We start from the raw sequence: 12,552 nt of genomic DNA on the forward strand, positions 1-12,552 counted from the left end.
GGGCTACTTCACGCGTTGTACTTCTTCCCAGACTGCATCGTAATAAGCCCGCTCCAGCCGGAAGTGCTCGGCCAAAGACGTCAGGAACGCATTCTGAAACCCGAGGTCCGGAATACGCCGTGAGATCAGCGCCCATTCACGCTTGGCCCGCGGCGGCACCAGGCTGATATGCACTTCGTAGTACTCCGCGTCATCCTGGCTCAAGCCCGCGTTGCGCAGGGCGTTGTACAGCTTGCCGTGGTTGCCCGGCACCACCAGTTCGGTGATGTAGAACACCGCCAGGCCCCAGCCGACATCGGGGTTGCGGAAACAGCGTGCGCGGTTGTTGAGGTAGGCGATTTCCTCGGGCATCGTCGAGAGCGCCTCGAAATCGGCATTCAGGCCCACGGCGGCAAGCAGCTTGGCTAACAGGCGGGGGTGGGAGCGCCGCTCGTCTTCTTCGCCCAACTCGCCGTAGAGATAACGCGCCAGGGCGGCCGCTTCGTCCACGTCGGTCAGGTTGACCAGCAGGTCGGCGGCATCCCGGTACAGGCGGTACGTGCGGAACCACTGGTGACGCAAAAACACCTGCAGTTGCTCGCGAGAGGCTTTGCCTTCAAACACATACTGCGACATCGGATGGTTTTCCCGCGACTGCGCGGCAATCTGCTCTTCCAGGCGTTGCTGGAAACCGGCCTCGGACAAGGGGGATGCCAGGTCGGCTGACGGCATGAAACGCTCTTGTACGCTATAGACGGCATTGGCCAGCCAGCGCCGGGTCGAGGCGGTGGCCACGTCATCGCTCAGCGACAGGATGTACAGCAATTGCTGGCACTGCGCTGCATTCGCGGCGTCGCCACGTTGGCCGGTCTCGCACAGGGCGCGCAGCATATTGGCAGCAATTTCGATGCGATTGAACGTCGCGTCCGGCTTCAAGGCTTCCGCCAACAGACGGGCTTCGGCCGTGTGAATATTCTGCAATTGCGGCAGGGAAAAATTACGTGGGCTCATCATGTGCTCCATTATTTTTGTTTTCGGATCGCAGGCCGTTCAGGCAGACAGGCGTTGGGCCTGCATCTGCTGCCACAGGCTGTCGAAGTAGGCTTTGTTGATTTCGAAGTGGCGCTTGAGTGCGCGCATGAACGTGCGCTGAAAGCCCTCCTCGCTGGCGAACTTGGCAATCAGTGCCCACATTTCCTCGGTGTCGATCTCATCCTGGGTGCCATGCAAACGGTGGAATTCGCTGGGCTGCTCTGGAACGTCGAGGCGCTGCAACAGCTCGTAGATGCGCCGATGGTTGACGCAACTGACAGACTCCACCGCATACAGCAGCGCAAGGCCCCAGGCGACATCCGTGTGGCGCACACAGCGAATACGATTATTCAGGTAGGCCTTTTCCAGCGGATGCAGCGCGGGAAAGTCGATGGCCAGCGGAATATCGAAATACTCCATCAGATGGGCGAGCATCGCCGGGTGCGAACGCTCCGGTGTCTCAGCCCCTGCTTCGCCGTACAGGTTGCGGTAAAACACCGAGGCGTCCTCGATGGCTTCGAAGCGAAAAGCCAGTTCGGCCAGCAGGCTGTAGAAGTTGTAGGAACGGGTCCAGTGATGCTCCAGGAAGAAGCGCACATCCTGCACCGGCGGCGTACCTTGGAACAGGTGTACCGACATCGGGTGGTTGACCCGGCTGCGTGCGGCGATTTCAGCGTCGACCTGTTGACGGAACTCCTCCACCGGCAACGCGGTGAAGCCCGGCACGTCGGCGGCGAACTCATCTTCGACGCGGTAGACCTCGCTGGCCATCCAGCGCCGGGTCGGCTCGGTGCGCGGGTCACCTGGAATGTGAAGTTGCAGCAGGGCTGACTGGTAGTGCGCGTAGGCGCCAGCGTCTCCCGCCAGGCCTTGCCGAGTCAGTGCGAGCAGCGCTTCCAGCGCGCGGATGACCTGGGTGTAGTTGGCGCCGGGTTCCAAGGCATTCGTCATCAGCCGCGAGGCGGTGGTGAACAGATCGGAATCCGAGCGTTGTTGCAGGGTAGCAGTATCCATTGATAACCCCTGAATCTTGTTTTTGTGGTGGGACATACTCGGAAAAAAGCCTAAAGGTTCCCGTAGTGGCAAGGTCAACACCTGTAGGAAAATTCTTTCAAGGCTTGGCGATGGGAGGTGATGGCGTCAGGGCGGAGCCCCAATTAGCCGTTACCGCAGGAATGGATATGTACACGATCCAACTGTATCGGCTGTCAGGCCGTCTTCGCAGGCAAGCCAGCTCCCACAGTTAGATCGCGGTGCGTCAGTTAGATCAGCGTCGGCTGTCAGTCCGTCACGGGAGCAAGCTCACTCGCCACAGGTCCAGCGTCGCACCAAAGTTGTGTAGTTACCTATGGTCGTCGCCGGCGAGCCAGCGCCCACAGTTGGATCGGGGTGCCAGGTAGATAGGGTCGGTCATCAGACCAACGCCCTGCGCTCAAGCACAAAGCGCGGCAACTGATCCCCAGGCAGTGCCTTGCTGAAATACCAGCCCTGGATAAACAACTCAGGCCCGTTACTCAAAAAGGCCAATTGCTCAGCCGTCTCGACCCCTTCCACTACCACGCCCAGGTCCAGGGCCTCGCAGAAGCGCAACATACCGGTGAGCACCTGGGCGCCTTTAGGGTCGTGCTGGGCAACCACAAAACTGCGGTCGATCTTGATGAAATCCACAGGAAACTGATGCAGATAGCTCAACGCAGAAAACCCAGTGCCAAAATCATCCAGATAGACCTTGGCCCCCATGGCTTGCAACTTCTGGATGGTCTGGCGGGTGGCCGGGATGTCGCTGACCAGCGCGTCTTCGGTAATTTCCACTGAAACTTGCCCACGGGCCTGGCCAAGAATTTCCACCAGGCGGTCGCCATAGGCGGCGTCCTTTAGTGTGGTACTGGAAATATTGATGGTCATCGGCAGTTCAAAACCCATCTTCTGCCATTTCTGATACTGGCGCACGGCCTGGGATGCCACCCACACATCCACGTCCGGCATCAGCCTGGCGTGCGCCAGCCATTGCAGGAACTCCCACGGCGAATGCACCGTGCCCTGGCTGTCCCGGGCGCGCATCAGCGCCTCGCACCCGGTGCACAAACCGGTGCGGGTGGAGACCTGGGGTTGAAACTCAAGATAGAACTCGTAATCGCTGATCTGCTGGATGCGGTTCAACTCAGCCGCCTGGCGGGCCAATGTCTGGTGGGTGGCCAGCACCGGGTCGAACTCTAGCAGACGGCCTTTTTCCTCAAGGCCGCGAAAGGTCATGTCCAAAGATTTGAGATACACCGTGCCGCCATCGCTGGACTGGCGATGAATCGCTCTCACGTAGGGCGCATACACCAGCGTCCCGGCCCCCAGCAGAACGATCTGCAACACCACCGCCGCCACGTCGCCGTGGGTGCTGAGGTATGCATTGAGCAGCACCGGGGCGGTAAACGGCACGCTGGCCACCGCCGGCGACACCCAGCCCAGTTGTACCACCATCAAAGCCACCATCGCGTTGAACGCCGGTACCAGTAGAAACGGTATAAACAGGCGCGGGTTGAGGATGATCGGCAAACCGAACAACAGCACCTCGCTCACATTGAATAACGACAACGGCAAACTCGCTACCGCCAGCAAGCGCATGGACTGGCTTTTGGAAAACAGCAGGATCGCCAGCAGTAGGCATAAGGTTGCCCCCGAACCACCGATAAACGCAAAACTGCCCAGCAAGCCGTTATTGAGCAAGTACAGCACCGGCTCCCCCGCCGCCAACGCTGCGCCATTGAGCGCCACGGCCTGGTCCAGGGCATCGAATAGCGGCTGCATGGCATACACGCCGTGAATGCCGAAGAACCACAGCAGCGAATTCATCAGTGTCACAAACAACCCGCTGCCGTAAGGCGTCTGCAACGCATCAAGCACCTGCGGACCCTGGATTTGCGCCACATGGGGTATCAACAGCAGCAACGACAACACCGTCACCAACGACAAGGCCGTGAGTGCGCCGGGTATCACCATGTTGATGGTGCCCTTGAGGTTATGGCCGACCAGGTCTTGGTTGACCAGGCGTGTCCAGCGAAAGCGGTGCAGCCAGGCAATGGCAGGCACATTGATCAAGGGCGAAGCAATGGCAATAAACAGCAGGAACGTGGCCGAAGCACGCGGGTAATCACGCAGCACGAAGGTGGCGACCACCACATGGGCCAGGCACAGGAAGGCAACCGGCAGCTGTGGCAGACGGTGTTGAATCGCCAACATATAACCGATGGAGGCCGCGACCAGCAGTGGGATCACCGAACTGATCTGTTTATGCAACCCCGCCAGGAAACTCACCACTTGGGGATCGAACCCCAGCGCCAGGGCGCATTCGGACAGAATCAGGAAGCCGGCGGACACCAACAGGCACGGCAGAATCCACAGCAGCCCCTCACGAATCGCACGCAACGACTCCGTGCTGGCCAGGACCGCCAGGCGCTGGGTCAGGAAAAGTTTGAACAGGGTGTGCGCCATGGGCCGTCCTCTGCCTGTCACCGACTGCCGCTGAAGATCAGCGGCCGGAAACACCGCTAACGCTACACGCCCTGATAGCCGAAGCGAAAGCCTTTATCCCCGCCCCAGCCCGGCTTTTTACCAGTGAATGCCTGGCTGCTAGACTAAATCCCTACAGATTTATCGAACTTTCTGACTTGAATCATCCCCTAAGGCTGTCTGAGTCGGTATCATCCGCACGGTTTGTGCGTGTTAAACGATGTTACAACCTGTCTGATAATGGGTACGCACTCAGGGAATCTTGCCTGGAACGACAACAGGCCAAAGGAGAGAACCTCACTATGCAAGACAAGCGCTCAAGTAACATGCGTCCTCTATTCGTCACCATTGTGCTGTGGTTGTGCAGCGTGGTGTTGCTGTTTGTGATCAAGAACGTCATTGAATTGTTTACCGGGCCTGTGGCTGAAACCTGGGTAGACCTGACGCTGGTGCTGATCGCCTATCTGATGTTTTTCTTGCTGGCGCCGTTGCAGAACTGGATGCGACGCAGGTCGCGCAAGCGTGCCCGCCATCACCTCAACGCACGCACGTCCGATAGCAGCTCTCATCCTTCTCGTTAAGGTGTCTATCTGTGTCGACGCCTAACGATACTTATCAGCTTGCACTGGACAGATTTCTGCGCGAACAACCGCAGGTCGCTGCCGAGCTGGACAGTCTTAACCCGCTGGTAGCCCAGGCCAGGGGCGAAACCCTGGCGCAGTATCGCGCTGAACGCCTGCATGAGGCTTTCGAGGCACACGCTGAACAGCAACAGCTGTTCGCCTGGGAATTGACCCTCAAGCTGACGGCCGATTCCACCGAAGTCTTCGAGGCCCAGCGCCGTGAAGTGCATAAAGAAGTCGCACAGATGGCGGGCATGGACTGGCTGGAGTACTGCCAGTTGCACGGCTTGGCCGTTTGACCTCTTCCCTACAAGCGCCAGCGTGGCCGGTTGCGCCCCATGACTTGGCGCAACTCGGCGACCGTTATGCTTCGGTGCTGCGGGTCCACCGCGAGCGCAGCCTGTAACGCCGCCCAGCAATGCCTGGGCAACTGCGCAGGCCGGGACAGCCGGTCCATTGCGCAACGTTCGCCAACGCGCTTGCCATGGGCCAGTTCGTATAGGATGCAGGCCACGCCGTACAAGTCGGCGGCCGCGGTCAACGCCCCGCCGGCCAACAGTTCCGGGGCTGCGTAGGCAGGTGTCCAGGCATTGAAACGACTGCGGCTGACACTCGGCAAACCCACCCCAGCCTGCCCGGCGGCATGGCCCAGCCCAAAGTCGAACAAGCGCACGCCCTCCTCGCCCACCATGACATTGGCTGGTTTGACGTCACCGTGCAGCACGTTTTGCTGGTGGGTGTAGACCAAGGCATCCAGCAACTGCACGGCGATGGGTTGCAGTTCGCGCCAGGGCAACCCATAAGGGCATTCCAGCAGCAGACGGTCCAGGGTCAGCCCCTGCAACAACTCCATGGTGAAGAACGCGACCTGGCTGTGTGTGTCGACTTCGAACGAGAACGTCCGTACCACGCGGTCGTGCCGAAGGCTGCGGGTCAACGCAAACTCGTTGTACAACAACACATGCGCATCGGGACATTGGGAAATGGATTCGTCCACCAGCTTGAGCGCCACGTTCGAACAGCGCTCGCCTAATTGCTCGTGCAGCAGGTCGCGCGCACGGTACACAACGCCCATACCCCCTCTGCCCAAGACATGCTCAAGGTGATAACGCCCAACCAGCAGACGCAAGGCTTGTGGCGACGCGCTCAAGGCTGCACGACAACCGCGGTCAGGTCATCATGTACCGGCCTGCGCAACGCCCCTACAAATAGCCGTTCCACTGCCTGCTGGGGCGTTTGCATACTCAACGCTCGTCCCAGGTCCACATGGCTGAGGGCCTGATACAAACCATCACTGCATAATAAAAATACATCCCCTGGGCGGGTACTGAGTTCCAATGCCTCAAGGTGCAACCGCGAACCCGCGCCCACGGCTCGGGTCAAGGCCCTGGCATCGGGGTAGGCCTGGGCTTGCGCGGCACTGAGGTGACGCTCGTCCATGAGCCGCTGCAGCAACGAATGGTCCTTCGACAATTGGTAGAGACTCTGCCCGCGCCATAGATAGCAGCGACTGTCTCCCGCCCAGAGACAAGCCGCCCGGCCTTTCTCCAGCAGCAGTGCAACTACGGTACTGCCCATCGTCGCGTCAGCAGGTGCACCAGGTTCTATCCATGCACGCCTCAACCCTTGGTTGACGCCCTGCAAACAACTGCGAACGGCCTGGATACGCTGATCGAGGTTGCCCTGAGCCGACACGGCTGCCAACTGCCTGATTACCCATTGGCTGGCGAAATCCCCGTTGCGATACCCGCCCATGCCATCCGCAACCGCCCAGCAGCTGCGGCGCGGGTCGTCCAGGAATGCATCCTCGTTGCGCAGCCGCGCCTGCCCCTGCTGTGTACGACCAGCGCTGCGCCAGGGGGCTGCCATCTTCACAGTTGCTCCGACAAGCGAAAGGTGCGCCACGTATCCACATCAAACGGGACAGGCGTGCGTTGGCTGGTCAGCAGGTAATTGACGCGCAGGCCGGCGAGGTCTGCCTTGAAAACCTGAGCATTTTGCCCACTGGCGGGTTCTCTCTGCAGCTGGTCCAGAAACCGGAACAGTGACCAAGCCCCTGTGTTCTTCTCGATTCCCAAGGGTCGCTGCTCGGTGCCTTTCTCCAGGACGAGACTGCTGCGCCCATTGTCTGCATCGGTGGGCCAACGGAACGCCACGGGCACGATGGGACCGTGGCGATATTCCAATTGCTGGTCACCCACGCGCAGAATCGCACGACTGATCGATGGGTCCAGGCTGTAGGGCGCCACGGTAAACCGCACAGATAACTCCTCCGTGTCCTCGGTAAAAAAACCGCGGCGTATGGCCTGGGTTTTTGTCAATTGCTCCAACAGCGAACGCGAAACCGGCAAGCTCTGGCCATCCAGCCCACGCAATCGGTAGCGAGTGCCGTCGACACTGATGAAAGGCCGCAGGTAGGTCTCATAAAAGCGCGCCATCACCCCTCGTGGCTTGAAGAACTCCTGAAAATCATGAAGGGCTACGTCATTGCTCGCGTTGGCATGGAACGGGTAACGTCGTCCAATTGCCTTGGCGTAAGGGCTACGCACATCGCTCTGATAGCGTTGGTTGACGTGCACATAGGCCTGCTCCAGCAAATGCCGCCAACTCTCGTCGGCCAGGCCCTCAAGCCAGCCGGCAACGGGTAGCGGCAGACGCGCAGCGGCATCACGCAGGCTACCCAGCACATCCTGCTGCCCCTCCATACGCTGCCGGGCACGCAGGAAGGCTGCCTGTTCGGGTGCGCTGTCACGGTTCAATGCCGTCAGTTGCAAGTGCAGTTCATCCAACTGACGCAAAGCCTGGGTCAGCTCTGCTCCGGGGTTGTTCTGCTCATCCAGCAATTGATGCAAAGGCTCGAATTTTTGTTGCAGCGCCCGCCGCGCAGCATCAGTCCCAGCCACCAGCGCCGCCTTGGCCACGTCTGCGGGATGTTGCACTGCTTTATCGAGCAGCTCATGACCTGGCAGCAAACGCGTGTTTTCACGCAACTGTTGCAACAACCGAATCAAAGGGGACTGGGCCGAAGTCAGGCTCATGAGCTGCTCGGCGTCCTGGCGTAGGCTGTCGGTCTCTTGCAGCGTGATACGGCCGAGAACATCGCTCCAGGCATCGGCATATTCACTGAAATAGCGCTGCTGCAATTGCGCCATCAGCCGACTCAAATCTTGATGGCCCAGATCGGTACCCTCACCGAGCACCCAGTTATCCCGGGCAATGGTGTCAACCAACCGTGGACCCTGCGTCTCAAAGTACTGCAGATACCTTTTGGTATAGAAACCCGGTACGGAGGGGGCGATACCAGCGAATACATTGCCCTCGGCCAGGCGCAAGGGTTCCAGATCGCGGGCTTGTTCGCGCAGTACCCGATACACCACGTCGGCCAATGACTCGCCCCTCAGTGCTTCGCGAGCCTGAGCCACCCGTTCCTCGTTGAGCGGCCCGACAAACGGACGCTCAAGCAGCCGCGCAAAGTGATCATTCAGGCGCTTTTGTGTCGACATGTCCCCGGCAAAACGCTCCGACCAGAGGCTCGCCATATGTTGTGCCAGCCAAGCAGTCTCACGGCGCTCGCGCAAGTTGAGCATCAAATACACGCGCAGATTGTCCAATAGCCGGTCCCGATCTCCCAGGCTGGCATATACCTGCTCGTCCAGTTGGGCGGTTATCCAACGCAGCAATTGCTGGTGCAGTGCCTGCTCATAGGCGTGTTCGACACTGGGCCGACTCAGCTCGCCCTGATACAGCCCAACGTGCTCGACCAGGCGCACATCTGCCGACCTGGGAAAAACCCGGGTCGCCGCCAGCCGCGCATCCAACAGCGCCAACAGCGCCGTGCTGTCATCGCTGGCTTGCGAGCCAAGCGGCGGGAGAGCTACCAGTGCCGCCAACTGCGCCAGTCGTTGATGGTTGACGGCATAACTGTGCCACCACAGCCCGCCGACACCGCCAATAACCAAGGCTACGGCCATCGCTTGCAACCCCTGGCGCCAACGGATTCGCTGTCGTTCCTCGGCCTGCAAGCCAGCGAGGTCGGCTTCGGCAAAGATTGCCTGGCTGAACAGGCCCTGCACAAATCGCGGGTGCCGGCCATCGGCGCAGGTCAGGAAAATCCCTCGCAGACCATTGATGGGTTGGTAGCGATGAGAGGAAAACGCCATTTCAGCGAACAGATTCACGCGTTCACCTATTCGTGCCACCTGCTGGGGGAATCCCAGCATCAGCCCCCGGCGCTCGACATTGCGCTCCTGGTGCAATCGCCCGATCAGCTCACTATTCAAGCGCTGTAACAATCGCTCGACCGCCCGGCGAACCTGCGTAGTGTCAGTATCCTCGACATGGGCGTCCAAGTGCTGCCCAAGCAAGCTGTCAGCACTCTCTGCGTGGGGCAGGTCGAAGAACTCAGCGAATCCCGACAACCGATCGGCCTGGGTCAAAACCAGGTAGATCGGCACATCCACATGCAACGTCTGCTGAATCTCCTGCAAACGTGAGTGCACACGGCGTGCGTGATGATCCAGGTCGTACTCGTTGATGCTCAACAACGTGTCGACCGACAGCGTCACCACTACACCATTCAGCGGACGCACTCGGCGCCGCCATCTGAGCAGATTGAGCAGGGTTGCCCAACCTGCGGCATCCACTGAGCTGTCAGGCTGGGTAAGGTAGCGCCCCGGCGTGTCGACGAGTATGCCTGCGGCGGCAAAGTACCATTCACAATGAGTGCTACTGCCCATTGGTCGCCCTTGGGCAGGGTCGAGCGCCAACGGCAAGCCGGCGGCAGCCAGTAACTGCGTTTTGCCACTGCCCGGCTCGCCGATCAACAGGTACCACGGCAGATCATGGCGCCACCGTGCGTTATGCACGCCATAATGGCTGGATGTTTTCAGCAGATGCACAGCGTTTTTGAATCGAACGCTTACCTGACGGCGCTCATCCTCGACCCACTTCAACGGCTGCTGACGCGGGGGCCTTTGGCGCCTGGTAGCACTACCAGTATCCGTAAGCGCTATCACCAGCCCCCACAGTAAAAACACGATGCTGATGGTAAGCAGGCGAGCAGTCGTCCCCTGCCAGATACGATAGTCATCCACTGCCAACAGCGGCCCTAAAAACCACACGAGTGCCGCACAGGAAAGCGCCAGCAGAAGGCTCCAAACCCAAACCCTGCCCAGCACGGCGCCCATCCTCTTGAAGAATGCGCTCATTCATTGCTCCAGCGTTTACAAGGGCGTACGAATCAGGTCCGACGCCGAGAATTGAAGGGGTTGCAGTGCATTCGATCGCTCCTTGCTCAGTACCCAGGCAAATCCTGTATACAGAGCCAACAAACAGCTCAGGGTGAATGCCACACACCAAGTGACGGGAATGACACGGATCCGCTTGTGCGGGTCCTTCCCCTGTATGGCAGGCAGTAGCGGCGCCTTCAGCGGTTCCCCACGTACATGCCTGATCTGGCGATACAAGGCATCACGAACAGCCTCAAGTTGTGACGCGCCCCGCTCCATGACCCGGTATTTGCCCTCGAACCCCAAAGATAGACACAGGTACAAAAGCTCCAGCATCGCCAGGTGCTTGAGGGGGTCGCGCGACAGCCGCTCCAGCAGTTGGAAAACTTTTTCGCCCCCGAAGGTTTCGTTATGAAAGCGGCTCAACAGGCTCTTTTTCGACCACTCGCTCTGCGCCCCCCACGGAGTTATCAAGACCGCCTCGTCAATCACACTGCACAACACATAACGCGCCGATATTATCTGGCTGCTTTCCACGCCGCCCTGCAAAGCGTGGGTTTCAAATTGATTGACAGCCAACGACAACCGCTCGTTGAGCGTGTCCCAACTTTCACGGCCAGAGCAGCGCCTGAGCCCTACAACCTCGGACAATACCGCCCAGGCTGCGTCGACTATAGGGTTGAGCCCAACCTGGAAGCTTTGCGTATCGAGCCTGAGGCCGGCGTAGATCATCCGATCTTCCAACTGCTCATAACGCGGCGGCGACGGGAAGTCCGTTAATGGTCCTTGGGCAGGCCCATGACTTTCCCGGTCAAGCAAGACGGTTTTTTCATCTTGAGTGCATTCACTTTCCATGGCGTTCAATTCCTGATGGCCCAGAAGTCAAGTTCAAGCCCGGTGAACTCACCTCCTACGTGGAAAGCGAAACCACCTGACTGCTCCAGTTGTGCGATATCACGAGCGCTCATATCGAGCATGAAGTAGGTCTTGCCGGCGTGAAATGGAATCTGTCGCGGCGCCACTGGCAACGACGTGACCTTGATACCGGCCAAGTGCAGGTTGACCAATTCACGTATGCGCTCAACCGGCGCGACTTTCAGGTGTGCCGGCAGACGCTGGCGCAGTTCCTGCGCCTCACACTGCGCAGTGGCCGCCAAAATGAAGGTGGCCGTACCAAGCAATTTCAACTCGCTGACTGGGCATACCAGGACGCCATATTGGCGCGGCTGCAAAGCCAACTTGATCGCCTGTTGCTCCAACACCACAGACAGCACCAAGCGCACCTGCTCCATCAGCCCACGAAAACTGGCGCCCTGATCACCGTGTTGGTAATGAACGTTCAACTGCGCACGCTTACTGTCACTGGCGAACGTTGATAACTCACCGAGCAGCGACACCAGCGCACGGAACACTGCTTCGGGCCGCACCCGGGCCTGGCTCACGCAGTGGCGTAGCTCCAGCTCGGTACGATTGATTACTTGCAGCATCAGGAAGTCAGCGATTTGTGTGCCTGCGGTCGTGCTCTCGCCACGAATACGTGCAGCGATGGCATCGCCCCTGCTGACAAGCAAGCCGATCACCTTCTTGAGACACGACGCCACGTACCCATGCTCCTGCACGAAAATGAACGTAGGGATGAACGTTGTATCCAGGTTCACTCCCCCCTCGTCGGTGGCGTCCAGTACCTGGGCGATCTTGAGTTTGACGAAGTGCTCGTCATGCGGGTGTTCGCCCAACAGAAGACGTAAGTCGGGACGTGCGCAGTTGATCCGGCAACGCGTATCCACACCCGCATTGGCATCTCCCACTTCCACTTCGCAGCTGACGTAGCGTGCCAGCACATCACTCTGTCCTGGCTGGCGAACTTCAAGGTGACTGCCACTGGCCAACGGGAGCGCCAGGAAAACGCCTTGTCTGCCCGTGTCGGTGGGTACCTGCAACACCAGAGGTTCCATGCCGGGGCTCAACTCAAACAGGCTACCGTCCGGCAAAACGCCGCTGGCCTGGTTGACCACCAGCTTGCCCAGCTTGAGGTACTGCAAATTGAGTTCCAGCGTGAGCAAGCCCCAGGTATCACTGCCCAACAAGCGCGTCTGGGTGAGTTGTTGATGATAATAACGGTCGTTGTGCTGCAAGTGCTGTGGCCGCAACAGCATGCCTTCTTGCCAGATAACTTTCTGAGCCTGCAT

At 59.4% G+C, this 12,552-nt stretch carries 10 protein-coding genes; 2 read left to right on the top strand and 8 right to left on the bottom strand.

From position 1 onward, the window contains the following. Positions 1–3 precede the first annotated feature (3 nt). From AC1RAC_RS02440 to AC1RAC_RS02450, 3 genes are all read right to left on the bottom strand, one after another. A complete protein-coding gene (locus AC1RAC_RS02440; RefSeq protein ID WP_060764836.1) occupies positions 4–990 on the bottom strand; it encodes an HOASN domain-containing protein in 987 nt (328 codons plus the stop codon). A gap of 39 nt (positions 991–1,029) precedes the next feature. Next, entirely contained in the window at positions 1,030–2,025 is a 996-nt protein-coding gene (locus AC1RAC_RS02445; RefSeq protein ID WP_054898538.1) for an HOASN domain-containing protein, read from the bottom strand. A 399-nt stretch (positions 2,026–2,424) separates the two neighbouring features. Then, positions 2,425–4,494: an EAL domain-containing protein gene (locus tag AC1RAC_RS02450; RefSeq protein ID WP_034126092.1), complete on the bottom strand. Its 2,070-nt coding sequence runs from the start codon at positions 4,492–4,494 to the stop codon at positions 2,425–2,427. 344 nt (positions 4,495–4,838) lie between these two features. Here AC1RAC_RS02450 and AC1RAC_RS02455 point away from each other — a divergent pair, with 344 nt between their 5' ends. Next, positions 4,839–5,093, top strand: a complete 255-nt coding sequence (locus AC1RAC_RS02455; RefSeq protein ID WP_230032401.1) for a hypothetical protein — start codon at positions 4,839–4,841, stop codon at positions 5,091–5,093. A gap of 11 nt (positions 5,094–5,104) precedes the next feature. Next, positions 5,105–5,434: a DUF6388 family protein gene (locus AC1RAC_RS02460; RefSeq protein WP_054898536.1), complete on the top strand. Its 330-nt coding sequence runs from the start codon at positions 5,105–5,107 to the stop codon at positions 5,432–5,434. A gap of 8 nt (positions 5,435–5,442) precedes the next feature. On the opposite strand, the gene AC1RAC_RS02465 is transcribed toward AC1RAC_RS02460, so the two are convergent. The 5 genes from AC1RAC_RS02465 to tssK are packed head-to-tail and all read right to left on the bottom strand — an operon-like array spanning position 5,443 to position 12,552. Continuing rightward, a complete protein-coding gene (locus tag AC1RAC_RS02465) occupies positions 5,443–6,285 on the bottom strand; it encodes a serine/threonine-protein kinase (protein ID WP_080757681.1) in 843 nt (280 codons plus the stop codon). After that, positions 6,282–7,004, bottom strand: a complete 723-nt coding sequence (locus AC1RAC_RS02470; protein WP_492616100.1) for a PP2C family protein-serine/threonine phosphatase — start codon at positions 7,002–7,004, stop codon at positions 6,282–6,284. The genes AC1RAC_RS02465 and AC1RAC_RS02470 overlap by 4 nt, the downstream gene beginning before the upstream one ends. A 2-nt stretch (positions 7,005–7,006) precedes the next feature. Then, entirely contained in the window at positions 7,007–10,342 is a 3,336-nt protein-coding gene (gene tssM / locus AC1RAC_RS02475) for a type VI secretion system membrane subunit TssM (RefSeq protein WP_492616101.1), read from the bottom strand. A gap of 15 nt (positions 10,343–10,357) precedes the next feature. Then, complete coding sequence (gene icmH / locus AC1RAC_RS02480; RefSeq protein ID WP_054898533.1) at positions 10,358–11,218, bottom strand: type IVB secretion system protein IcmH/DotU; 861 nt, start codon at positions 11,216–11,218, stop codon at positions 10,358–10,360. 5 nt (positions 11,219–11,223) lie between these two features. After that, positions 11,224–12,552 (bottom strand): type VI secretion system baseplate subunit TssK, encoded by a 1,329-nt coding sequence (gene tssK / locus AC1RAC_RS02485; RefSeq protein ID WP_492616102.1) that lies wholly within the window; start codon positions 12,550–12,552, stop codon positions 11,224–11,226.

This window comes from Pseudomonas sp. GW823-FHT02F05, from assembly GCF_058797315.1.

Bases quoted from the DNA above. Each gene is read 5' to 3' on its own strand.
- AC1RAC_RS02440 (WP_060764836.1), bottom strand. From the start codon at position 990: ATGAGCCCACGTAATTTTTCCCTGCCGCAATTGCAGAATATTCACACG.
- AC1RAC_RS02445 (WP_054898538.1), bottom strand. From the start codon at position 2,025: ATGGATACTGCTACCCTGCAACAACGCTCGGATTCCGATCTGTTCACC.
- AC1RAC_RS02450 (WP_034126092.1), bottom strand. From the start codon at position 4,494: ATGGCGCACACCCTGTTCAAACTTTTCCTGACCCAGCGCCTGGCGGTC.
- AC1RAC_RS02455 (WP_230032401.1), top strand. From the start codon at position 4,839: ATGCGTCCTCTATTCGTCACCATTGTGCTGTGGTTGTGCAGCGTGGTG.
- AC1RAC_RS02470 (WP_492616100.1), bottom strand. From the start codon at position 7,004: ATGGCAGCCCCCTGGCGCAGCGCTGGTCGTACACAGCAGGGGCAGGCG.
- tssM (WP_492616101.1), bottom strand. From the start codon at position 10,342: ATGAGCGCATTCTTCAAGAGGATGGGCGCCGTGCTGGGCAGGGTTTGG.
- icmH (WP_054898533.1), bottom strand. From the start codon at position 11,218: ATGGAAAGTGAATGCACTCAAGATGAAAAAACCGTCTTGCTTGACCGG.
- tssK (WP_492616102.1), bottom strand. From the start codon at position 12,552: ATGCAGGCTCAGAAAGTTATCTGGCAAGAAGGCATGCTGTTGCGGCCA.